Source organism: Kitasatospora sp. NPDC058063 (assembly GCF_042885395.1).
Classification (GTDB): domain Bacteria; phylum Actinomycetota; class Actinomycetes; order Streptomycetales; family Streptomycetaceae; genus Kitasatospora; species Kitasatospora lactacystinica.
Genome location: NZ_JBHVSD010000001.1, coordinates 379,884 through 402,815, shown reverse-complemented (window position 1 = coordinate 402,815; position 22,932 = coordinate 379,884). Strand labels below are relative to the sequence as shown.

The 22,932-nt window shown below is 74.3% G+C and carries 20 protein-coding genes; 8 read left to right on the top strand and 12 right to left on the bottom strand.

The window, feature by feature from the left end; all coding sequences use genetic code 11:
- Positions 1-85: 85 nt before the first annotated feature.
- The 3 genes from ACFVUY_RS01885 to ACFVUY_RS01875 all read left to right on the top strand — a co-directional run bounded on the left by ACFVUY_RS01885 (position 86) and on the right by ACFVUY_RS01875 (position 2,886).
- Positions 86-910: a glycerophosphodiester phosphodiesterase gene (locus ACFVUY_RS01885; RefSeq protein WP_387688787.1), complete on the top strand. Its 825-nt coding sequence runs from the start codon at positions 86-88 to the stop codon at positions 908-910.
- 347 nt (positions 911-1,257) lie between these two features.
- Positions 1,258-1,833 carry an ATP-binding protein gene (locus ACFVUY_RS01880; protein WP_387726706.1) on the top strand — a complete coding sequence of 192 codons (576 nt, stop codon included), beginning with the start codon at positions 1,258-1,260 and terminating at the stop codon, positions 1,831-1,833.
- A 69-nt stretch (positions 1,834-1,902) separates the two neighbouring features.
- The gene (locus tag ACFVUY_RS01875; RefSeq protein ID WP_387688783.1) at positions 1,903-2,886 is read left to right on the top strand and encodes a DUF5926 family protein; all 984 of its coding nucleotides are present in this window, start codon (positions 1,903-1,905) and stop codon (positions 2,884-2,886) included.
- Positions 2,887-3,185: 299 nt separating this feature from the next.
- Here ACFVUY_RS01875 and ACFVUY_RS01870 read toward each other — a convergent pair whose 3' ends face one another.
- The gene (locus tag ACFVUY_RS01870; protein ID WP_387688781.1) at positions 3,186-3,830 is read right to left on the bottom strand and encodes a bifunctional DNA primase/polymerase; all 645 of its coding nucleotides are present in this window, start codon (positions 3,828-3,830) and stop codon (positions 3,186-3,188) included.
- 617 nt (positions 3,831-4,447) lie between these two features.
- Between ACFVUY_RS01870 and ACFVUY_RS01865 the strand changes: the two genes are divergently transcribed.
- Both ACFVUY_RS01865 and ACFVUY_RS01860 read left to right on the top strand, forming a co-directional pair.
- Positions 4,448-5,899: a PP2C family protein-serine/threonine phosphatase gene (locus ACFVUY_RS01865; RefSeq protein WP_387688779.1), complete on the top strand. Its 1,452-nt coding sequence runs from the start codon at positions 4,448-4,450 to the stop codon at positions 5,897-5,899.
- 126 nt (positions 5,900-6,025) lie between these two features.
- Entirely contained in the window at positions 6,026-7,525 is a 1,500-nt protein-coding gene (locus ACFVUY_RS01860; protein ID WP_387726704.1) for an aminopeptidase P family protein, read from the top strand.
- 94 nt (positions 7,526-7,619) lie between these two features.
- Here the strand turns inward: ACFVUY_RS01860 and ACFVUY_RS01855 are convergent, their stop codons facing one another.
- From ACFVUY_RS01855 to ACFVUY_RS01845, 3 genes are all read right to left on the bottom strand, one after another.
- The gene (locus ACFVUY_RS01855) at positions 7,620-8,834 is read right to left on the bottom strand and encodes a hypothetical protein (protein WP_387726702.1); all 1,215 of its coding nucleotides are present in this window, start codon (positions 8,832-8,834) and stop codon (positions 7,620-7,622) included.
- A gap of 267 nt (positions 8,835-9,101) precedes the next feature.
- On the bottom strand, positions 9,102-10,550 hold the full coding sequence (locus ACFVUY_RS01850) for a hypothetical protein (RefSeq protein ID WP_387726700.1): 1,449 nt from the start codon (positions 10,548-10,550) through the stop codon (positions 9,102-9,104).
- Positions 10,547-11,224 carry a SigE family RNA polymerase sigma factor gene (locus tag ACFVUY_RS01845; RefSeq protein ID WP_359897781.1) on the bottom strand — a complete coding sequence of 226 codons (678 nt, stop codon included), beginning with the start codon at positions 11,222-11,224 and terminating at the stop codon, positions 10,547-10,549. The genes ACFVUY_RS01850 and ACFVUY_RS01845 overlap by 4 nt, the downstream gene beginning before the upstream one ends.
- A 235-nt stretch (positions 11,225-11,459) precedes the next feature.
- Between ACFVUY_RS01845 and ACFVUY_RS01840 the strand changes: the two genes are divergently transcribed.
- Positions 11,460-12,569: a helix-turn-helix domain-containing protein gene (locus ACFVUY_RS01840; protein ID WP_387691440.1), complete on the top strand. Its 1,110-nt coding sequence runs from the start codon at positions 11,460-11,462 to the stop codon at positions 12,567-12,569.
- Positions 12,570-12,638: 69 nt separating this feature from the next.
- On the opposite strand, the gene ACFVUY_RS01835 is transcribed toward ACFVUY_RS01840, so the two are convergent.
- The 7 genes from ACFVUY_RS01835 to ACFVUY_RS01805 form a co-directional block, all read right to left on the bottom strand.
- On the bottom strand, positions 12,639-13,424 hold the full coding sequence (locus ACFVUY_RS01835) for a MerR family transcriptional regulator (protein WP_387691439.1): 786 nt from the start codon (positions 13,422-13,424) through the stop codon (positions 12,639-12,641).
- Positions 13,425-13,510: 86 nt separating this feature from the next.
- Positions 13,511-14,758: a hypothetical protein gene (locus tag ACFVUY_RS01830; RefSeq protein ID WP_387726698.1), complete on the bottom strand. Its 1,248-nt coding sequence runs from the start codon at positions 14,756-14,758 to the stop codon at positions 13,511-13,513.
- A 263-nt stretch (positions 14,759-15,021) separates the two neighbouring features.
- Positions 15,022-16,167, bottom strand: a complete 1,146-nt coding sequence (locus tag ACFVUY_RS01825) for an LPXTG cell wall anchor domain-containing protein (protein ID WP_387726696.1) — start codon at positions 16,165-16,167, stop codon at positions 15,022-15,024.
- 284 nt (positions 16,168-16,451) lie between these two features.
- Entirely contained in the window at positions 16,452-17,030 is a 579-nt protein-coding gene (locus tag ACFVUY_RS01820) for a flavodoxin family protein (protein WP_380549850.1), read from the bottom strand.
- A gap of 186 nt (positions 17,031-17,216) precedes the next feature.
- Positions 17,217-18,098: an NAD(P)-dependent oxidoreductase gene (locus tag ACFVUY_RS01815; protein ID WP_387726694.1), complete on the bottom strand. Its 882-nt coding sequence runs from the start codon at positions 18,096-18,098 to the stop codon at positions 17,217-17,219.
- Between the two features lie 106 nt (positions 18,099-18,204).
- A complete protein-coding gene (locus ACFVUY_RS01810; RefSeq protein WP_387691430.1) occupies positions 18,205-18,630 on the bottom strand; it encodes a hypothetical protein in 426 nt (141 codons plus the stop codon).
- Positions 18,631-18,786: 156 nt separating this feature from the next.
- Positions 18,787-19,347 carry a heme-binding protein gene (locus ACFVUY_RS01805; RefSeq protein WP_387691428.1) on the bottom strand — a complete coding sequence of 187 codons (561 nt, stop codon included), beginning with the start codon at positions 19,345-19,347 and terminating at the stop codon, positions 18,787-18,789.
- Positions 19,348-19,700: 353 nt separating this feature from the next.
- On the opposite strand from ACFVUY_RS01805, the gene ACFVUY_RS01800 reads away from it, so the two are divergent.
- Complete coding sequence (locus tag ACFVUY_RS01800; protein ID WP_387726692.1) at positions 19,701-20,981, top strand: sensor histidine kinase; 1,281 nt, start codon at positions 19,701-19,703, stop codon at positions 20,979-20,981.
- A 67-nt stretch (positions 20,982-21,048) separates the two neighbouring features.
- The gene (locus tag ACFVUY_RS01795) at positions 21,049-21,696 is read left to right on the top strand and encodes a response regulator (RefSeq protein WP_380549859.1); all 648 of its coding nucleotides are present in this window, start codon (positions 21,049-21,051) and stop codon (positions 21,694-21,696) included.
- Between the two features lie 528 nt (positions 21,697-22,224).
- Here ACFVUY_RS01795 and ACFVUY_RS01790 read toward each other — a convergent pair.
- Entirely contained in the window at positions 22,225-22,704 is a 480-nt protein-coding gene (locus tag ACFVUY_RS01790) for a hypothetical protein (RefSeq protein ID WP_387691424.1), read from the bottom strand.
- Between the last annotated feature and the right edge of the window lie 228 nt (positions 22,705-22,932).

Here is a 22,932-nt window from a genome sequence, read left to right as displayed (position 1 = left end):
GGACGGCCCCGCGGGAAGGAAGACGGCCCCACAGGTTGGGGCCGTCTTTGTCCGCGCTTCACCTGTGCCGCCTATCGTTGGGCCTGTGACCAGCCCAGACCTGTCCTCGCCGGCGGCGCGCACCGTGCCGTCCGTCCAGGTGATCGCCCACCGCGGTTCCTCCCACGCCCTGCCCGAGCACACCCTCGCGGCCTACCGGCGCGCGCTCGACGAGGGCGCCGACGCGCTGGAGTGCGATGTCCGGGTCACCGCCGACGGCGCGCTGGTCTGCGTGCACGACCGCCGGATCGGCCGGGTCTCCAACGGCCGGGGCACCGTCTCGGCGATGACCCTCGCCGAGCTGGAGGCCTACGACTTCGGCGCCTGGAAGACCGGCCGCCCCAGCGTCGACCCGGAGCTGCGCGGCGTGCTGCGGCTGGAGCGGCTGCTGGAGCTGGTGGTGGAGTGCGGCCGCCCGGTGGACCTGGCGATCGAGACCAAGCACCCGGTGCGTTTCCGCGGCCGGGTGGAGGCCGAGCTGCTGCGGACGCTGGAGCGGTTCGGGATCGGCGCGACCCGGGGCGGCGACCGCCCGTCCGCCCGGATCATGAGCTTCTCCTCGATCGCGCTGAACCGGGTGGCCGCCGCCGCGCCGCAGTACCGGCGGGTGTTCCTGTTCGAGCGGACCCTGCCGCTGCTCGGCCGGCTGCGCGAGGGTTCGCCGCTGCCGGGCGGGGCGCGGATCGCCGGCCCGGGCATCGAGCTGGTGCGGGCCCGCCCGCAGCTGGTGACCAGGCTGCGCGAGCTGGGGCACGAGGTGCACGTGTGGACGGTGGACGAGCCGGCCGACGTCGAGCTCTGCCTGGAGCTCGGGGTGTCCGCGATCATCACCAACCGGCCCGCGGAGGTGCTGGCGCAGCTCGGCCGGTGATCCGCCGGCGCGTCCGGGGCCGCACCCGCCCGAACCGGTCGCCCCGAACCGGTCGCCCCGAACCGGTCGCTCCGTCCGGTCACTTGCGTCCGGTCGGCCCGGTCGGATCCTCCCGATCCGATCACTCCGGTCCGATCACTCTGGTCGGCAGTCAAACCTTCCTTGCGCGAAATTGCCGGAATTCTTGCACCCGGGCGACAGAGGGTGAGCACGGAATGACCTGATGTCGACCGTCGGTCGCCGCACTCGAAATGGGCTCGCGGGATCGTCCGGTGCTCGTTTCCGACGCATTACCAAGGGGCATCTCTCCCTCGGCATACGCTGAAGGAGGTCCGGGGGTGGCGTTGATGGTGGCGCGTGAAGTGCCGACTTCATCGACCATGGCAGTGCCGCACGGCCCAGCGAGTGTCGGGGTCGCACGGCGCCGACTGCGTCGAGATCTGGGTGACCGGCAGATACCGGAACCGGTCATCGATGATGCTGTTCTGATCCTTTCCGAGCTGTTGAGCAACGCCTGTCGATACGCCCGTCCGCTCGGCCCGCTGCCGGCCCTGGGCCGCAGCGGCCGGGCCGAGGTGCTCGGGCAGGTGCTGGTCGGCGTCCCGTCCGGGACGCGCGCCGCACCGGGCGGCCGGGAGTCCGCCGAGGGCTCGGACGAGCCGGACGGCGGCGTGCTGGTCCGCTGGCAGATGCACGCCGACGGGGTGCTCACCCTGGAGGTCACGGACGGCGGGGCGGCCACCCGGCCGCTGCCCGCGAGTCCCTCGCTGACCTCGCGCGGCGGCCGCGGCCTGAGCATCGTCGACCAGCTGGCCAGCGACTGGGGCGTGCGCGACGCCCCCGGCGAGGTCACGGTCTGGGCGGCGCTGCCCGCCCGGGCCCGGCACGCCCGGCGCACCGGGGGCGATGCCCGTAGCGCGTGAGCCGGGCGCGGGGAATGTGTCGTTAGGCTTCCCGGAACACAGGACCACCGTTTCCGGGAGAGCCGCAGCATGGGCAAGAAGGCCGCCAAGAAGGCGCCGCAGCGCCAGTCCACCACCGCCGTCACGGGCGAGATCCCCGTGGTCGGGGCCCGCGAGGACTGCCCCTGCGGCTCCGGCCGCCGGTACAAGGCGTGTCACGGCCGGGAGGCCTCGCACGCGGTGCAGGAGCTGGTGCACCGCCCGTTCGAGGGCCTGTCGGGCGAGGCCGACTGGGTGGCGCTGCGCGAGCTGGTGCCCGCCGCCACGGTGCCGCTGACGCTGGCCGCCGGGGTGGCGGACGGCGCCACCGGTGACGTCCCGTCGGTGACCCTGGCCACCGTGCTGCCGCTGGCCTGGCCGGCCCTGCGCCGCCAGGACGGCTCGATCCTGCTCGGCCTGCAGACCCAGTCCGCCTCCGGCGACCTCAGCCGCGACCTCGCGGACGCCCTGGAGCTGGCCCTGGCCACCGAGCCGGGCAGCCCGGTGCCGGCCCGCCGGACCGTCCCGGGCGGGCGCCGCCTGCAGGACCTGCTGGACGCCGGGGCCGCGTTCACGCCCACCGTGCACACCGGCTTCGAGTTCTGGCTGGAGGACGCCGAGGCCGCCACCGGCGAGGTCGCCGCCTCCCTGGAGCGCGCCAACGCCTCGGCCATCCCGACCGAGAAGCTCGCCGGCGTGGACTCCGCCTACTGGTGCGGTACTCCGGACAAGAACCACCTGCGCTGGGTGATGACCGTGCCGGAGGAGCAGCTGCTGGACGCGCTGGCCCGGCTGAACGCGGCCGGCGAGGCCTCGCTCGGCGCGGACACCCGCCTGGTGGGCTCGTTCCGCGCGCACGGCCTGACCGTCCCGGTGTGGGACCTCCCGCTCGCGATGACCGCCGACGACTGCGAGAAGCCGGCCGCCGAGTTCGCCGAGCGGCTCGCCGCCGTGCTCGCCGACGGGACCCCGCTGACCGCCGAGGAGCGGCGCGCCCGCGCGAACCTGGTGAACCGTCAGGTCACCCTGAACTAAAGCGCGCAGGATCCGCGTGATACGCGTCACATTGTCGCGGTGAACGCGCAATTTCCGGGCGTGGAGGGCGTCTTGGAAATTGGCGCGGGCGCAGATCCTTGTTACTGTCTAAAGAGTCCGGCCGCTGGTGCATCCCCCGTCGCCAGCGGCCGGATCTTTTGTTTTTCCGGAACGCCCCGGTGAAGGCCCCGGCGGAGGTCCCGGCGCGAGCCCTCGCACAGGCCCCGGACCCGCCCCACGCACAGGCCCCGGACCCGTCCCGCGGACGGCCCCGGCGCCCCGCCCGGCACCCGCGGTCCTCAGTAGGCCGAGCGTCCGCTGTCCAACCGGACCGCCGCCTCCACCAACTCCCCCAGCAGCGGCCCGACCTGCGGCAGCCAGACCCCGCCGCCGGCGCCCGGCCGCGGTGCCAGCACCCAGCGCACCCTCCCCCGGCCCCCGGCCGCGCCGCCGGGCGGCAGCGCCAGGAAGCCACCCGGCCCGTGATAGCGCAACGAGCCCGGAACCCAAGGGAGTTGGGCGAGCATCTCACCGAGCACGTCCAGCGAGTACGGGGCCACCAACAGCGCGTAGCGGCCCGGCATCGCCAGCACCGGTCCGAGCGGCAGCCGCAGCGCTCCCAGGTAGACCAGCGCCCGGGCGCCGGCCGCCGCGGGCAGGCTGACCGCCGAGACCGTGGAGCCGGTGGCGGCCAGCACCGGCGCGTCCGGGCTCTGCCGCTCCCACCACCAGCGCACCATCCGGGCGTCCGTGGTGGCGGCCAGCAGCGAGGGGTCGTGGGGGTGCGCGCCGGGGACGGTGCAGTCCAGGTCGCCGCAGGAGCACCGGCCGTCGCGCAGCACGGCGCCCGGCACCACGGGCCAGCGGTGGTCGACGGCGGCCGCCAGGGCCGCGGCGAGCCGGGCGGAACGCTCCTCCGACCGGTCCTTCGGATTCTCACGCATGGCGCTCGTTCCTTTCCCTGACCGCTCGGTTCGCTCCGCCCCGCCGGCGTCCGTCGGGATCCTCCGTGCGGGCCCGCCGCGGCACGGTTCCCGGGCGGCGCGGCGCGGGGCGGGCGGCAGGGCGGGCGGCGCGGCTTCGACGTGGAGCGGGTGTGGAGCACGACATGAAAGGGCCGCGCACCAGCACAGCCCTTGGAACGAGAATCCCGTACGCGACGGATGGACGCCGCCCGGGCACGCTTGGTTCCACCGTACGAGTGAGAGAGTTCCGGCCAGCCCGGCTCACGGGCGGCACGGACATACGATCCGGACGGCCGCCCGGGCCGTCCTCCCGGTTCTGCCCGTTCGCGGCCCGCTCCATGCCTCCCGGCCCGACCGGCGCGCGTACCAACCCCGCGCGCCCCCCGACCGGGTCGCGATGGATGTGGAACAGGCCACCGCGTCGTCCTGGATCTGGACATGCCCCGAATGGCCTGTGTAGAAGTGGTGGCATTGCTGTCGATCAATGACGAGTAGTAGCGAATCGAGGCGAAACGCGCCCTAAGGCCGTGCTCGCTCCACATTGGCCGTATCTGGGGGTTTCGCATGGCACGTAGCACCGCGTCAGGAGTGACGGCATGAACGAGTCCCACCCGTCGACGGCCCTCCCGTCGACGACGACCGCCGAGCCGGGCGAACCCGGCTGCGCAGGCGGGCTCACCGTCCTCGACCTGCCGGACCTGCCCGGCCCCGTCGACGCCCTGGACGGCACCACGGACGCCCGCACGGCGCCGTCCGCCGCCGTGCAGGACCGTTTGGCCGGACGCCTGTCCGAAATCACCAGCCTGCACGAGCACACCGAGCGGCTCGCCCGCACCCGCGGCCTGGCCGCCACCCTGGACACCGTCCTCGCCTCCGGCGCCGCCCTGCTCGGCGCCCGGCGCGGCGTGCTGGTCACCAGGCGGCCCGGCGGCGGTCCCGGACAGCCGGTCGGCTTCGGCCTCGACCGCGCCAGCCTCGGCGCCCTGGAGACCGTCCCGACCGAGCAGAGCCTGCTGGCCCGGCTGCTGCGCGAACGGGACCGGCCCGCCCGGCTGCACTCCCGCGACCTCGCCGAGGACCCGGCCATCGGCGCCCGGCTGCGCGAACTCGCCGTCCACCTCGGCCTCGGCGGCGCCTACGGCCTGCCGCTCGCCACCGCCGAGGACGGCCCGCTCGCCGCCGCCCTCTGGTTCTACGACGAGCCCGCCGAACCGACCGAATGCCAGCGCGAACTGGCCCGCCACTACTGCGAGATCGCCGCCCCGCTGCTCGCCAAGCAGTTGGAGGCGGACCGGATCGCGCGCACCACCGAGGCGCTGCGCCGCGGCCTGCTGCCGGACCGCCTCCCCCAGGCCGCCGGGCTGCGGCTGGCCGCCCGGCTCGTCCCCGCCGGGCTGGAGCGCTCCGCCGGCAGCGACTGGTACGACGCGATCCCGCTGCCGGACGGCACCATCGGCCTCACCGTCGGTTCCGTCTCCGGCGACGGCCCCGGCGCGGGCCCCGGCTCCGCCCCCGGCGCGGCCGCCGCGATGGGCCGGGTCCGGGCCGCGCTGCGGGCGTACGCGGTGCTGGAGGGCGAGGACCCGGTCTCCGTCCTGGGGGACCTGGAACTGCTGCTCAAGACCACCGAGCCGAGCCGCTCCGCCACCGCCGTCTACGCCTGGGTCGAGCCCGAGGAGCGCCGGGTCACCCTGGCCGGCGCCGGGCACTGCCCGCCGGTCCTGGTCGGCCGGCACGGCGCCGAGTTCGTCGAGACCTCGCTCTCCGCCCCGCTCGGCATGCTGGCCTGCTGGGAGGCCCCCGGGGTCGAGTTCACCGCCGAGCGCGGAGACACCCTGCTGCTCTACACCGAGGGCCTGGCCCGCCGCTTCGGCCCGACCCTGCACGCCGGGCAGGCCAACCTGCGCCGCGCCGCCGCCGACGCCCCGCGCGACGTGCGGATCGACCCGGACCGGCTCTGCGCCCACCTGCTGGCCGTCTGCCCGGCCCCGCCGGCCGCGGGCACCGCCACCGACGACCTGATGCTGCTGGCGGCCCGCTTCGAGTGAAGGTTCGGACCCGAAAGGGGCGGGCGGCCCGGCGTCCGTACCATGGACGCACGGCCGCCCGCGCGTGTCGCGATCCGACACCTCCCCCGAGGGGCGGCGGTACCACCCCCCAAGGAGGCGTTGCACGTGACCGAGGACCGTACCCCCGCGGTGGCCGAGAACCCCGAGGCCGAGGGCGGCGAGGAGCCCGAGCAGCACAAGGGCCGCAAGAACGGTCTCTACGGCGAGATCTCCGACGAGCTGGCCGCCTCGATGAAGTCCGGCTGGGCCGACACCGAGCTGCACGGCCTCTCCCCGGTCGCCCAGGCCCCGTACGCGGCCGAGCGCCGCGCCGCGCTCTCCGCCGCCTTCCCCGGCGAGCGCCTGGTCGTCCCGGCCGGCAACCTGCGGGTCCGCTCCAACGACACCGACTACGCGTTCCGCGCCTCCAGCGAGTACGTCCACCTCACCGGTGACCAGACCGAGGACGCGGTGCTGGTCGGCGAGCCGACCGGCGAGGCCGGCCACGCGTTCGTGCTCTACCTGCTGCCCCGCTCGAACCGCGAGAACGGCGAGTTCTGGCTGGACGGCAACGGCGAGCTGTGGGTCGGCCGCCGGCACAGCCTGAGCGAGCAGGAGCAGCTGCTCGGCCTGCCCGCCCGCGACGTGCGCCAGGCCGCCGAGGAGCTGGCCGCGAAGGCCGCGGACCCCGCCGTGCCGACCCGGATCGTCCGCGGCTACGACGCCGGCCTGGAGGCCGCGCTCGCCGACGCCCTGGACGAGGACAAGGACGCCGGCTTCAAGGAGTTCCTGAGCGGCCTGCGGCTGGTCAAGGACGCGTGGGAGATCGGCGAGCTGCGCGCCGCCTGCGACGCCACCGTCAAGGGCTTCACCGACGTGGTCCGCGAGCTGGGCCAGGCCGTCGCCACCTCGGAGCGCTGGATCGAGGGCACCTTCTGGCGCCGCGCCCGGGTCGAGGGCAACGACGTCGGCTACGGCACCATCGCCGCGGCCGGCCCGCACGCCACCACCCTGCACTGGGTGCGCAACGACGGCGACGTGCGCCCCGGCGAGCTGCTGCTGCTGGACGCGGGCGTGGAGACCAGCACCCTCTACACCGCCGACGTCACCCGCAGCCTGCCGATCAACGGCCGCTTCACCGGGCTCCAGCGCCGGATCTACGACGCCGTGTTCGACGCCCAGGAGGCCGGCATCGCCGCGGTGCGGCCCGGCGCCCGGTTCCGCGACTTCCACGAGGCCTCGCAGCGCGTCCTGGCCGAGCGGCTGCTCGCCTGGGGCCTGCTGGACGCCTCGGTGTACGACGTCGAGAAGGTCCTGGAGCTCGGCCTCCAGCGCCGCTGGACCCTGCACGGCACCGGCCACATGCTCGGCCTGGACGTCCACGACTGCGCCCACTCGCGCCGCGAGGAGCACGTCGACGCGCTGCTGGTCCCCGGCATGGTGCTGACCGTCGAGCCCGGGCTGTACTTCCAGCAGGACGACCTGACCGTGCCGGAGGAGTACCGCGGCATCGGCGTCCGGATCGAGGACGACATCCTGGTCACCGCCGACGGCAACGAGAACCTCTCGGCCGGCCTGCCCCGCAGCGCCGAGGACGTCGAGGCCTGGATGGCCTCGCTCGCCTGAGCCGCCGCACGACGGCCGTGACGAGGTCACGGTGAAGGGCCCGGCCTCCCGAGCAGTGGGAGGCCGGGCCCTTCGGCTTCGGTGCGGGCGGCTGTTACCGGCGGCCCTGGGGGTCGAAAGCGTGCCGGCGGGCGGCCTGGTGGCCGTTCGCCTCGGCACCCACCTGGACGTCCACGTCGAACTGCGGGGCCTGCTTCATGGTGATCCGGAAGGAGTACTCGACCGAGTCGCCCCAGCGGTTGGCCTCCAGCCCGGTCGGGGTGACCGCGGTCAGACCGTTGCAGTCCTCGCGCACCTCGACCGGCTTCCAGGCGCCGCCGGCCATCACCTCCAGCGTGACGTCGTCCGGGGTCAGCCAGTTGGCGCTCGACAGGCCCACCACGGGGTGCAGGTTCGCGGTGCCGTCGGGCGCGGCGACCACGAAGCCGAACTCGGCGGGGGTCGTACCGACCTTGAGGCTCGACGCCGACACACCGGTCACCTCCGGGGCGTGGCGGTCGACGACCACGGCGTTCAGCTCGGCCTTCGCCATGTCGCGGTAGTCCGCGGAGTTCGGCACGGGGGCGTCCGCCTCGATCGTGATCCGGCCCGGACGGTTGGCCGAGGACAGCTGCATCCGGTACTCGATGGTCCGGCTCTCACCGGCGGCGAGCGTGAAGGCCCCGTCCTTCCGGTTGATCACGTAGTCCATCCCGGTGCCCGCGCTGAGGTTGTCCAGCTTCTTCCAGCCCGAGGCGTCCTTGCGCTCCAGGGTGCCCTCCGCCATCGCGATCATCGAGCAGGGCGCGCCCTCGTACAGCTGGGTCGACACCACCGGGGCCACGTTGCGGGTGCCGGTGGCGTCGTTGTTCTTCCAGGTCACGGAGAAGGACACCAGGTCGTTCAGCTCGATCTGCTGGTTCTCCTTCAGGCCGCCGAAGGTGATGCCGACGCCGCTTCCGCCGGGCTGGGCGCCCTTCGGGGCGGCGGGCTTGGCCGGCTTGGCGGGCGCCGGCTTGGCGGCGACCGGCTTGGCCGGGGCCTTCGCGGCCGGCTTGGTCCCGGTGGCGGGGGCCTGTGCCGCGGGGGCGTCGGCGGCGGGTACGGCGGCGGGCGGAGCCGCCTCGGTGGTCGGCGCGGCCGGGGCGGGGGTGGTCGGGACGGCGCCCGCGCCGGGGGTGGCCGAGGAGGTGACGGCCGGGGTGGAGGCGGGAGCGGAGGCGGCGACGGACGCTCCGCCGTTCGTCGGTCCGCAGGCGGCGACACCGACGGCGGCGACGACGGCCAGCGGGACAATCTTCGCAATACGGGCGATAACGGACGCGTTCATGTGACAGTCCCCCCAAGGACACGTGGTGATGAAGGTGATGGTGATCGGATGAACGGGCGCCTGATGTCGCGCCCCGGGGAGCCGGCCCGAGCCCCCCGGCTCCGCCGGCTCGCTCTCCCCGCCTCTCACCCTGATAGACGTCCATCCCCCCGGGGGGTTGCAGGTCGGTTCGAAGAAATTTTCCGCGGACTTCGCCCGGAACGCCGAAAGGCGCCGTGACCAGGGGAGATCCCCGGTCACGGCGCCTCGACGGCCCGCTCGGAACGGCTACTTCACGACCGTCACCGGGACGATCACCTCTTTCAGGGAGGCCAGCGGCGCGGAGCCGTCGTACGGCAGCATCGCCTGGACGGACACCGGCATCGTGCCGGGCCCGTCCAGCTTGTCGAGGCTCATCCGGTACGTCACCGTCCTGGACTCCCCCGGCGCGAGCGAGAACTGGGCCTGCTGGCCCACCATGGCGTAGTCCATGCCGCCGCCTATCCCGAGCGGGATCTCCTTCCAGACGCCGGCGTCCTGGCGCTCCAGCTTGCCCCTGTTGATCATGACTATCTCGCTCGGCGGCGTCCCGGCGTACTCCTTCGTGTAGACCAGCGGTTGGAGCTTGTCGTAGGTCTTCAGGCCGGTGTTCCGGTACGTCACCGTGAAGGTCACCGGGGTGCCGTTGGTGGACATCTTCTGTCCGGCGCCGATGCCGCCGTCGACCGTGATCGCAATGTCCTTCGCGCCCTTGTCGGACGGGGTCAGGGACGGCGACTTGTGACCGCTCACGTCCAGGCTGTTGACGATCGCCGTCAGGCCCGACTGGTAGTCGCTCTTGAGTCCGTTCGCCACCACGAAGACCTGGTCCAGACCCATCCCCCACAGCTGGGCGGTGAAGGTGTCCCCGGGCTTGCAGGTGACGTTCCACTGGGTCTTGTCGATCGTCTTGCCGGCCACGGTGGGCTTGGTCCGCACGGGTGCGCCGACCGAGGAGTAGCCGTTCTCGGGGAAGTAGGGCCGGCCCCAGATCGGGCAGTTCGGCTGGTGGCCCCAGCCGCTGTCGGCGACCAGGTCGTCCGTCGTCGGCCAGGCGCCGCCGCCGATCTCGTCCGGGCTGTTGTAGACCACGACCAGGACGCCGTACGGCTCGCACTTCGCCGAGTCCCAGCCCTGCTGCGGGTCGGTCGGAGCGCCCGGGCTCAGGACGCAGACCTGACTGGTCGAGACCGGCACGGTCTTCCAACCGGCCGGAACCTTGAACCTGACACCCCGGAAGGTGTACGAACTCGCCGTACCCGTCGGCGTGTTGGAGGCCGGAGGGGCGGAGGAGGAGAAGCCGCCGGCGGCCGGGACCTCCGGCTCGGCCTCATTCGTGGGGGTGCCCTGGTCGGTGGGGGTGGCCGTCGGGCTGGGCTCGCCGGTCGGATCGGGCGTCGGGCTCGGCACGGCGGTCAGGGTGGCGGCCGGCGGCGGGACCTGGTCCTGGGCGACCGGCTCGCCGTGGAAGGTGAGCACGCCGAGCGCCATGGCGGCGGCCAGGCCGAGCGGCACGGTGACGGCGTACACCGGGCGCAGCCGGCGGATGCGGTTCTTCGGGGGAGCGGCCGGTCGCAGGTCGGCCGCCGTGACCATGGAGGCCCGGGCCGTCATCGCCTCGCGGAGCAGCCGTTCCGTCGGTGTCTCGGCCGGCCCGTCGCCGTCGCCGCCGATGCGGCGGGGGAGCTTGTCGGTCATCGAACCTTCTCCAGGTGCTTTTCCAAGGCGTCCAGAGCGCGGCTGGCAGTGGACTTCACGGCGCCCCGGGACAGTCCCAGGGTCTCGGCAATCTGCGCCTCCGACATGTCGGACCAGTAGCGCAGCACCAGCACCTCACGCTGGCGGGGAGTCAACTCCTGCAGGGCCACCAGCACCCGGCGGTGCTCGTCGTTGAGCACCGCGTGGTCCTCGGCGGACGGGGCGTCGGCCACGTGCGGCGGCACGTACTCGCGGGCGGTCTTGCGGCGGCGAAGCATCGAGCGGGCGCCGTTGACCACCGAGGTGCGCAGGTAGCCGAGGGCGTTGTCGAGGTCGTCCAGCTCCTCGCCGTAGCGCTGGTAGAGCTGGGTGAAGGCGTCCTGCACGACGTCCTCGGCCAGGTCCTGGTGGTCGACCAGCAGGACCGCCATCCGGACCAGACCGAGCCGGTGGGCGTGGTAGAGGTCGGTCAGGGTGGGCCGGTCCTCGGCGGGCTTCCGGCCGCCGCGCAGCAGCCGGAACCCGGAGCGGCGCTGCTTCGCCTCCTGCTCGGTGGCGACGGCGGCGAGCGGCTCGCCGGCCTCCTGTGCGCCGAACAGTGCGGCGACCACTCCGCGAACGGAGAAGCCGCGCCCCCCTGCCTGCACGGCGGTCGGCCCGATGGCCATGGACATTCGCGATTCCGCTTTCCCCCGGGACGGTGACGGCGGCCGCCGTTCCGTCAGGTCCACCTGATCAAGATCGTGATCGGGGGGATCATCCCAGCCGCCCTCTGCCGGGCTCCCTCCGCCCCCGTACCAAAGGACGTGTGACGGAGGTGAAGGTTGCAGTCGGGTTCGAAGAAAATTCCGAAGGGGCCGGGACGGCTACACTCACCGGCGTTCCGCCACCCGTGAGCAGGGGGTTCGCATGGCCGAGCAGAACGTCTCCGGCCCGGCCGGCGCCCCGGTCGCCGAAGCCGCCGTCGGGCCACGGCCGGTGGCCGTCACCATCGGCCGGCGCCCGGAGCCCGTGCACGACGTCGCGGTGTACGCCTTCCCGGGCATGGCACCGTTCGAACTCGGCGTGGTGGTCGAGGTGTTCGGGCTGGCGCGACCCGAGCTGACCGGCCTGCTGGCGGCACCCTGGTACGGGCTGAAGGTGTGCGCCGACCGGCCCGGTACGGCGCTGGAGGCGGTGGGCGGCTTCACGCTGACCGCCCGGCACGGGCTGGACGAGCTGGCCGCGGCCGACACCGTGGTGGTCCCCGGGGTGCCGAACGCGTTCGGCGGCGCGGGGGCACCTCCCGGCCGCCAGGGCGGTGGCGTCTCCCCCGCCCTGGTCGAGGCGCTGCGCACCGCGCACGCGCGCGGCGCCCGGATCGTGTCGATCTGCTCGGGCGCCTTCGCCCTGGCCGCCGCCGGGCTGCTGGACGGCCGGGTGGCGACCACCCACTGGCGGTACGCCGAGCTGCTCCAGCAGCGCTACCCGGCGGTGCGGGTCGATCCGGACGTGCTCTACGTGGACAACGGCGACGTGCTGACCAGCGCGGGCAGCGCGGCCGGCATCGACCTCTGCCTGCACCTGGTCCGCCAGGACCACGGCGCCAAGGTGGCCAACACGGTGGCCCGGCGCTTCGTGGTGGCGCCGCACCGGGACGGCGGGCAGTCCCAGTTCATCGAGGCGGCGGTCCGCCCGGTCGAGGAGGAGGACGACGGGATCGCCCGCAGCATGCAGTGGGCGCTGGACCACCTGGCCTCCCCGCTGACCATCTCGCAACTGGCCGGCGCCGCCCGGATGTCGGACCGCTCGTACCTGCGGCACTTCACCGCCCGCAACGGGACCAGCCCGATGCGCTGGGTCGTCACCCAGCGCATCGCGGCCAGTCTGGCGCTGCTGGAGTCGCCGGAGGGGTCGGTGGAGGAGATCGCCGCGGCGGTCGGCTTCGAGAGCGCCGCGACCTTCCGCCACCACTTCGGCCGGGTGATGCGCACCTCCCCGACCGCCTACCGGCGCTCCTTCGGGCGCGGGGCGGCCTGAGCCCGGCACTCCTTCGGGCGCGGGGCGGCGTGGGCGCGGGACGGGCGCGGGACGGCCCGGGCGCGCGGCCTACTGCCCCGCGCGCTTCTCCTCGCGCCGGTCGGCGTTGGCGAGGACGGCGTCGTGCAGCCACTGGGCCAGGCCCGGCGCGATCTTCTCGTAGGCCTCGGTCCAGCGCGGGTCGGAGACGTACAGCCCGGCCAGGCCGCGGTGGATGGTGTACGTGCAGTCGTAGAAGTTCCGGCAGATGTGCTGCCGGTGCTCCTCGGCGAGGTCCGTGGCCACCGGGCCGTCCGCGGGCTCGCCGGCGGTGATCGCCTCGGCCAGACGGTCGTTGAGCCCGGTCATTTCGGCCTGGATCCGCTGCCAGTCGGCCTTGGAGTAGCCGCCGGTGCGGCGCTGCGACTCGGCCCAGGCCGCGGTGTCGCCCCAGCGCTGCTCGGCCTCCTGCTCCCAGTCCTCCTGGTAGTCCTCGCCGAAGATCTCGAACTTCTCCTCCGGGGTCAGCTGAATGCCCATTCTCCGTGCCTCCATGGCGTGTTCGACGGCTGAGGCGAGTTCCTGGAGGTGACTGATCCGGTCGGTGAGCAGCCGGTGCTGCCGCCGGAGGTGTTCGGTCGGGCTGACCGAGTCGTCGTCCAGGATCGCCGCGATCTCCTCCAGGGGGAACCCGAGTTCTCGGTAGAAGAGGATCTGCTGCAGCCGGTCGAGGTCGGCGTCCGTGTACCGGCGGTAGCCCGACCGGGTACGGCCGGCCGGGGACAGCAGACCGATCCCGTCGTAGTGGTGCAGGGTGCGGACGGTCACCTTGGCGATCTTCGCCACGGCGCCGACCGAGTAGCCCTCACTGGTCATCGGAGTTCCTCCCTGGTGCTGACCACCACCCTCGGCTCTCACGTCGCGTGAGGGTCAAGCGGTGAACGGGGGCGGGCCCTCCCGCGTCAGACCCCGGCGCCGGCCGGCACCCGCACGCGCCGCCGCCCGCCCCGCCGGCCGACGGCACCGCCCTCGCCGTCGCCGTCGCCCGGCGCACCGGACCGCGGCCGGCGGGACCGCTGCGCGGGCCAGAACAGCACGTACGCGGCGGAGACCACCACGAAGGCGAGCCGGACGAAACCGCGGGCCGCGTCCGACGGGAGGAACAGCGTGCCGCCGTACAGCGCGGCCAGCGCGATCCAGCTCCACCACGGGACGAGCCGCTTCTGCCCCACCGCGTCCCAGAGCAGGGTGCCGAGCAGGATCGAGGCCGTGTAGTAGGTGTAGACGCTCGGGTCGAGCAGGACGCGGGCGTCCGCGCCCAGCAGCACCACGGCCGGCCAGCGGCCGCGCCAGACGGCGACGCAGCCGAGCCCGATGCCGAGCGCGAACTGGGTCGGCCGGTCCCACCAGGGGGTGGCCGGGTCGGTGACCCCGAACCAGCGCAGCGCGGAAGCGGGCTGGTTCGGGATGGTGAACTTGGCGGCCGCCATGGTGTCCAGGTTGCCCAGGTAGAACGGCAGCCAGGCGATCGCCACCAGGGCGCAGAACCAGAGCGCGGTGCGCAGCCAGGCGGGCCGGGGCAGCGCCAGGATCAGCGGGGCGAAGGCGATCGCCCAGGGCTTGGAGTCCACCGCCAGCGCCAGGAGCACCGCGACCTGGACGGGCTTGCCGCGGGCCAGGGCGTGCGCGGCGAGGGTGGTGAAGAACAGCGCGAGGACGTCGTCCAGGTGCGCGAAGCGGACCGAGACCTCGACCCACATCGGGATGAACGCCAGCCCGGCGATCAGCAGCCGCTGCTGGAGCCGCCGGTGGTTGATCCCGGTGCCGAGGTAGTACAGGGCGGCGGTGCGGCCGACCACGACCAGCATCACCAGGCCCAGCCCGGCGCTCACCGCCTCGGCGATCAGCTCGCCGGTGTGCGGTGCGAACGGGGCGGTGAGCCTGGCCGCGGCCAGGCTCACCGGGCCGATCTGGAGCTCCGGGTGGCGGGCGTAGAGCGACAGGCCGCCGTCGGGCTGATCGCTGAAGAGCAGTTGCTCGCCCTGGCGCAGGTAGTGCCAGGAGAAGCCGCCGCTGGGCTCGACCAGGAGGAACCAGAGCACCGTCCAGGCGGCCAGCAGGACGTGGTGCCTGCGCAGCGGCAACCCGGCGATCCGCCCGGTCGCCGCCTCGTAGTCGGTGGTGGCCCGTGCCGTGCGTGCTGTCCGCACCTGTCCTCTCCCCGCCGTTCCGCCCCCCTCCGGCCGGACATCCTATGTGACGGAGGAGAACCGTCCGCGCCGCCCGCGGATCCGTCCGACGGGACGGTGCGGGCGGCACGGGGGGCTCCGGGGGCGCGGCCGGAACGGCGGGAGCGGGCGTGCCCGGAAACACCGGGAGGGCGGGCCGGGAGGGGACACCGCCCGGGAACGCCGGGAGGGCCGGGCCGGCATCAGCCGCAGCCCGGCCCTCCCGGGCATCGGTGCGCTCCGGGTCAGCCCTGCTGGGCGGACTTGCGGCGGCGCAGCACCACGAGGGTGCCGACACCGGCCGCCAGGACGGCGCCGCCGGCGACCGCGATGGCGGTGGTGTCGTCACCGCCACCGGTCTGGGCCAGGGCCTTGTCGCTGCCGTCGGCGGCGGCCTTGGCCTTGTCGACGGCGGCCGGGGTCAGCGGCGGCGGGGTGATGACCGGGGGCACGACCGGGAAGTCGATCGGGCCCGCGGTGTCGCCGCTGCTCTCGGCCGGAGCCGGGGCGGTGGCCGAACCGGAGGGCTCGCCGGTGGCCGGGGTGGTCGGCTTCTCGGTGGGCTTCTCGGTGGGCTTCTCGGTCGGCTTCTCGGTCGGCTTGCCGGTGGGCGTCTCGGTCGGCTTCTCCGTCGGCGTGGTGGTGGCCGACGAGGAGCTGCTCGGGGTCGGGCTGGGCTTGCCCGTCTGGGTCGGGGTCGGGCTGGGCTTGCCGGTCTGCGACGCGGTGGGCGTCGGGGTCGGCTTGCCGCCGCCGTGCGCCTTGATGACGAAGCCCACGCCGCCGTCGCAGCTCAGGTGGCCGTTGTCGACCGGCTGGTGGCTGGAGTCGTCGAGCTCGGCGGCGAAGACGACCGGGATGACGCCGGCCCGGCCGAGCGGGGCACCGTCGGTGAAGGACGCGCGGACCTTGATCGGGACGTTCTTGCCGCGGTTCACTCCGAGCAGGTCGTCGCCGACCGGGTTGCCGGCCCCGTCGAGGGTGCCGAGCATCATCAGGACGGAGTCGTTCTTCTCCCCGCTCTGGTCGGGGGCGACCACGGCGTTCTGCCACTCGCCCCCGGGGAGCCGGTACTGGACCTTGAGGTCCTTCGCCTGGAGCGAGCCCGCCTTGTTCTTGAACTTGAGCAGCGGGATGAAGACGAAGTCGTGCTTCGTCCTGTTGTCGACCTTGAAGGTGAACTCGCGGGCGTCACCGCCGGCGATGAAGGTGCCGGGCACGCCGTTCAGCGAGAGGTCGAGGCTCGCGTGCGACGCCTTGTCGGCCTGCTGCGCGACGGCGGACGGGGTACCGGTGGCACCGACGGCCATGGCGCCCTGGGCGCCGGCCAGGACGAGCGAGGATGCGAGCGCGACGGCTCCGGCAAGGGCAAAACTGCGACGTATGGACAAGGAGACCTCACGGAAGTGTCCGGGCGAGGCCCGGGGCGCGAGGGGGCGGCCGCAGACGCCACGTACCCCCCGCGAAGCTGAAAGTCCGACGGAGAGTACCGAACGACCCGACCGGTCCGGAAGCCGGGTGGCACGCTACGAATCGAACCCGGCGGCGGAGTGCCCGAATCATCCAACTCTGGCCACTCGTAAGGCTTTTGCGCCTTGCCCCGGGTCGACCTCCGGGGTGCCGCGTGACGGGTACACGCCCGAAGGGCGATAACGCGCGGCCCCCGGCCCGGGGTTCAGCCCGCGAAGAACGACTTGGCCGCGATCACCGCCCGCTCGTCGTCCAGCACCTCGCCCGGGCGGCTGCCGTTGCCGAGCAGCACCCCGCCCCAGCGCATGCCCATGTACTCGGCGGTCAGCCGGAGGGTGCCGATCAGCGGCTCGGCCTTGTCGTCCTCGGTGGCGAGGGCGGTGACGCCCCAGAGCGTGCCGCCGCCCAGCCGGGCCTTGAGGTTCACCCCGGGCACCCGCATCCAGGCCGACCAGTGGTCGAGGTAGAGCTTGGCGCTGGTCGGCAGCGAGTACCAGTACAGCGGCGCGACGAAGACCAGGTCGGTGGCCGCCAGGGTGGCGTCCAGCAGCGTCCGCTCGTGGCCGGCCGGCTCGGGGTAGCTGCCGTCGCCGGTGTGCCGCAGGTCCCGGAAGGGCGGCAGCGGGTGCTCGTCGAGGCGCAGCCAACGCTGCTCGGCACCGGCCGGCAGGCTCGACCCTGCGGCCAGCCGGGCGAGCCGGGCCGAGTTGCCGTCGGCGCGCGCGCTGGCGTCGAGGAACAGGAAACGGCGCGGCGCCTCGGCGCCGGACGGCTGATCGGCCATCAGGACTCCTCCGTCGTGGGTACGGTGCGGACGCAGGAGTGAGCAGCCCTCGAACGCCGGTTTATTCCGCGCCCATGCCAAACCGCGGGCGCGGAGCACCCGGCGCGGGCCGGGGGCGCGGAGCACCGGGCGCGGGCCGGGGGCGCGGAGCACCCGGCGCGGGCCGGGGGCCGGCCCGGCCGACGGTCAGTCGGGCAGTCCGGCCCGGCGGCGGGCGACGGCCGCGACGGCCGCCCAGTCCTTGTCCCCGTCGCCGTGGGCCAGCGCGTCCAGGAAGGCGTCCCGCAGGATGCTGCCGAACGGCAGCGGAACGTTGCGCGCGGCCCCCGCCTCCAGCGCGAGGCCGACGTCCTTGAGTCCGAGCGGCAGCCGGAACCCCGCCGGCTCGTAGCGGCGCTCGGCCACCATCGAGCCGTAGCCGCTGTGGATCGGCCCGGGGAAGAGCGTCCCACTGAGCATCTCCACCAGGTCGGTCGGCCGGACGCCGTGCGCCTCGGCCAGACTGCACGCCTCGGCCATCGACTCGATCGCGCAGGCGATCAGGAAGTTGGCGCTGATCTTGGCCGTGTTGGCCTGCCGGGGGCTCTCACCGAAGTGCCAGGTGCGCTCGCCCATCGCGGCGAACAGCGGCTCGGCCCGTTCCAGCAGTTCGGGCGCGCCCGCGACCAGGATGTTCAGCCGCCCCTCCGCCGCGACCGGCGGACGGCCGAGGACGGGCGCGGCGACGTAGCCGATGCCGTGCTCGGCGTACCGCTCCTCGGCCCGCTCGGCGAGGGCGAGCGAGACGGTGGCCATGTTGACGTGCAGGGTCGCCGCGGCGCCGGCCAGCAGCGCGGGGTCGAGCAGCTGCTCGACCGCCGTGTCGTTGGCGAGCATGGAGACCACCGTGTCGGCGGCGAACACCTCGGCGAGCGAGTCGGCCGCCTCCGCGCCCTCGGCCACCATGGCGGCCACCGGCCCGGGCGAGCGGTTCCAGACCCGTACGGTGTGGCCGGCCCGCAGCAGGCTGCCGGCCATGCCGCGCCCCATCGCACCCAGCCCCACGAAGCCGATCGTCCGCCCGGTCATCCCCGCACTCCCGTCGCCGCACCTGCTCGTGCACGACCGACTGTACGTCAGAACGCCCGCGGGCCGGCCGGTGACCCGGGCGGCGCACCCGCGGCCGGGCAGCGGCTCACGCGCAGGCGCGGGCCGGCATCGGGGTGCGGTCGTCGGCCGCCCCGCGCTCCAGTTCGGCGACCACCCGGCCGCGCAGGAGCTCGTACTGGGCCTGGAGCCGGCCGGGGCGGGCCGGTCGGGCCACCGGGCGGCCGGGACCGACCAGTTCGTCCGGCCCGAACTGCTCACGGGTGAGGTCGATCTCGAAGCCGGTGGCGAAACGGTTCCACCAGTGGAGGTCCGTCCGCACCCCGTCGACGTACACCTCGCCCATCATGAGCTCGCCGCCGAGCAGGTCGTGCACCACCATCGCCGTCACCCCGCACTGGCCGCGGGCGGGATTGTCGGGACGCCAGTGGGCCAGATCCTCGGGCGCACAGGTGTCGACACCCCAGGAGGAGCGGATCGCACGTTCGATGTCGTTGAGGGTCCACGCCGTCATACCGGGAAGCCTGCCACGCGCCACTGACAGTGGCACCGGCTTTTCGAAGGGTCATCCCGTGTTCTGCGGCGACCCTCCCGGTGTTCACCCGAACGAGACCATGACCCGGCCGCCGGCCCTCCCCTCGCGCGGGGCGGTCCGGCGGCCGGGCTCACGTCACTTCGCCAGCTCGGCGACGCCGGCCTGCGCGAACTGCTCGTCCAGGTCGCCGCTGGGCGCACCCGCGACGCCGACGGCCGCGATCGGAGCGCCCTTCGACTGGATCGGGGCACCGCCGGCCAGGAACAGGGTGCCCGGGATGTCCTTCAGGTTCGGGGCCTGGGCCAGCCGCTTGGCCAGCTCCGAGGTCGGGGCGTTCCAGGACACCGCGGTGAAGGCCTTGCGCTCGGCCGAGACCGGGGCCTGCGGGCCGGCGCCGTCGCCCTTCAGCAGCACCCGGGTGACACCGTCGCGGTCGACGACCGCGACCGACACGTGCTGGCCGGCCTTGGTGGCCGCGTCCAGGGCGGCCTGGGCGGCGCGGGTGGCGGCGTCGATGGTCAGGCCGCTGCTCGCGGCCAGGTTCTTGTTCTGGGTGTCGGCCTTCGCCGCCACCGGGACGGCCGGGGTGTCGGTGGACTCGGCGCTCGCCGAGACGGCGCCCACGGTGGCGGCGGCGAGCGCGGCGGCGGCGACGGTGCCGGTCAGCACCCGGGTGCGCACGGAGGTCTTCTTCATGGTCCAGCTCCTCAGCGGATCTGCGGGGTGGGTGTGGCGAGGGGGGGTGTGGCGAGGTGGGGTGGGGCGGGGGTTCGGGGGCCGCCGGGCCGTTGGGGGGATCGCCCGGCGGCGTGCTTCGATCCTCCGCCCGGGGAAGGCGCCGCCACATCGACGGTCCGGCGCGGACGTCCGGGCATGATGGTGGACGCCGGGGTCAACCGATCGGCTGATGCGGCCCCGGGCCGGACGGGTCACCATCGAGGGATCGACGCAGGTCGGTGCGGGGCCGGGCCGCGACGGTACGGGCCGATGCAGGCTGTCCGGGCCGGTGCCGACCGCGCCCGCACCACCCGTTCAGCCAGGAGCCACCCGTGCAGCAGCCCCGCCCGACCGCCGGCCGCGGCACTGCGGAACGCACCGGCACCGGCCGCCGGGACGCCCTCGGCACCCGCACCGGCACCGGCGACACCCGTGACACCGGCGACCCGGACGCGGGCCGGTTGGCACTGCTGCTGGACTCCGCCTTCCTGCTGCTGCTCGCCGCCTCGCTCAACCGCTACCTCAGCCACCACTCCGGCACCGCGCAGGCGCCCTGGGTGATCGGGCTGAGCGCCGCCCTCGCGGTCGCCCGGCCGGCCGGGTCCTGGCTCGACCACCGCCGTCCGCCCGCCCCGGGCCGGCCCCGCCGGTGGCCGCTGGCCCTGGTGGTGGCCCTCTGGGTGGTGCTGGTGCTGCTCGCGCCGAGCTTCGCCTGGTGCGCCGTCCCGCTGATCTACAGCGTGCTGCGGGTGCTGCCGGCGAGGGCGGCCATCCCGCTGGTCGGGGCGCTGACCCTGCTGGTGGTGATCGCCGAGATCCGGCTGCCCGGCGGCACCGACGCCACGCTGGTCCTGCTGCCGCCCGCGGTGGCCGGGCTCGCCACCGGCGTCTTCCTCGTCATGGCCCGGCAGGCCGCCCGGCAGCGCGCGCTGATCGCCGATCTGGTCCGCACCCGGCGCGAACTCGCCGCCACCGAGCGGCGGGAGGGCACCCTGGCCGAGCGCGAGCGGCTGGCGATGGAGATCCACGACACCCTGGCGCAGGGCCTGTCCAGTCAGCAGATGCTGCTCCAGGCCGCCGAGCGCACCTGGGACACCCACCCGGCGACCGCCCGCACCCACGTCCGCACCGCCGCCGAGGTGGCAGCCCGGAACCTGGCCGAGGCCCGCCGCTTCGTCCACGACCTCGCGCCGGTGGAGCTGTCCGACGGCCGCACCCTCGACCGGGCGCTGCGGTCGCTGGCCGAGCGGGAGTCCACCGAGAGCGGGCTGCCGGTCCGCTTCCACCTGGACGGCACGCCGGTGCCGCTGCCCGCGGCCGCGCAGTCCGCGCTGCTGCGGATCGCCCAGGGCGCACTGGCCAACGTCCGTGAGCATGCCGGGGCTTCGGCCGCCGCGATCACGCTGTCCTTCCTCGGCGACCAGGCCGTGCTGGACATCGCCGACGACGGACAGGGCTTCGACCCGGACGCGGCCGGCCCCGGGGGCGGGCGCGGGTACGGCCTGCCGGCGATGCGGGCCCGGCTGCGGCAGCTGGGTGGCAGGCTGACCGTGGAGAGCACGCCCGGTGAGGGCACCGTCGTCTCCGCCGCGATCCCCCTGACGCAGCGATGAGTGCGGAGCACCCGTGCACCCGGCGCGGCGGCGACCGGCCCGGAGCAGCCATGACCTTGGAGCAGAGATGAGCACGACTCCCGTCCGGACGACCCCGGTCCGCCTGCTGGTCTGCGACGACCACGCCGTGGTGCGGGCCGGGCTGCTGGCGTTGCTGGCGAGCGCCGGCGACATCGAGGTGGTCGGCGAGGCGAGCACCGGGGAGGAGGCCGTCGCGCTGGCCGCCCGGCTGGCGCCGCAGGTCGTGCTGATGGACCTCCAACTCGGCGACGGCATCGACGGGGTGGAGGCCACCCGGCGGATCACCGCCGCCCCGGGCGGACCGCACGTCCTGGTGCTCACCACCTACGACACGGACGCCGACATCACCCGGGCCATCGCCGCCGGCGCCACCGGCTACCTGCTGAAGGCCGAACGGCCGGAGGAGCTGTTCGCCGCCGTGCACGCGGCCGCGCGGGGCCGCACGGTGCTCTCGCCGCCGGTCGCCTCCAGGGTGATGGCGCAGATGCGGGCCCCCTCACCGCAGCTCACCGAACGCGAGCAGGACATCCTCGAACAGCTGGCGCAGGGGCTGGGCAACCGGGAGATCGCCCGGGCGCTGTTCATCAGCGAGGCCACGGTGAAGACGCACCTCGGCCGGATCTACGACAAGTTGGGCGTGGACACCCGGGCGGGCGCGGTGGCGGTGGCGAAGGAGCGCCGGCTGCTGCGCTGAGGCCGTCCGCCCCCGCTTTCCGCTCCCCCGCTCCCCGTTCTCCCGGCTGCGCTGGGCGCTCGCCCGGTGTCACTGCGTGCTGCCATGATGCTCGGAATGTCGGATTCCGAGCCGGTGCCCGCCCGTGAGCTCCACCGGCCCGGTGCGGGCGGCTCGGGCGCCGGCCGTCCCGGATCGGCCACAACTCCCTGGTCCGAGGCCTTTTCGGGTTCCGCCGAGGCCCTCGCCACAATGTGGATGTTTCGTGGATTTCGCTATTGACAAACCAACCACGCGGTTTGTTAGTTTGAGATCAACGACGTCCCCGGGGGGTGGGGGCTCGCCGGGGCCTGTGCGGACCGCTCTCGCCGGAGGGTGTGGCCAGGGGGGAACGGCGGGTTTGCCCGGGGTGTCGGGGGGAGCGGCAGCGCCGAAGCCGCGCGACGAGGCGGCGTGGAGCGGGTCCGGGGGGACTCGCTCCACGCCTCCCCCGGTCCCGTTCCGCCGGCTCCTCCGGCCTCCCCGGCGCGTTCCGGCGCGTTCCGACACCTACGCCAGGGCGCTCCAGTACGGACAGCGGACGTACGGCAGCGGCGGCGCGCAGTGGTCGACGCTCCCGGACAGCACCGGGCCCCGCTCCGAGCGGGCCACTCCGGGCGAACTCGCGGTCAGCCCGGCCTCGCCCGACTCGCCGAAGCGCAGTGCCAGCCGGTAGCCGTCCGGGGTGGTCGCGGCGACGCCCGGGCGCTCCTGGCCGGCGTTCAGCGAGGTGATCGTCCAGCCGCGCCGCCGCCAGTGCTGCTCCACCACGTCCGCGAGCACCGCCCGCCGGGGCAGCGAGACGACGGTGAGGAGGTCCCGGCCCCGGGTGACGTACCAGAGCAGCTCCGACTCGCGCCCCGGCAGCGGCAGCCGCGCGCCCGCCCGCGCGGGCGCCCCCTGCCAGACCGGCGCCGGACGGACGGCGTCCAGGGTGTCCTGGAGCAGTGTCTCGCAGCGCTCGGCGGCGTCGAGTTGATCGACCGTCACCCCCGACTCCGACCCCGGCCCGGACCCGGACCGACGGACCGGCGCGACCCGCGCGCCCCCGGGGCCGCCGCCCGGACATCCGACGTTCAGCTCGGCACCACCTGACTGCACAGGGCCCTCCGTACTCCTCCCGGTGTTCAACCCGGGCAGGCATTCCGTCACTGCTTGGACGGCGGGCGGGTACGGGCAGTTCCCCTCCCGGCTCCATCCCTCACCGTTCCCACACCC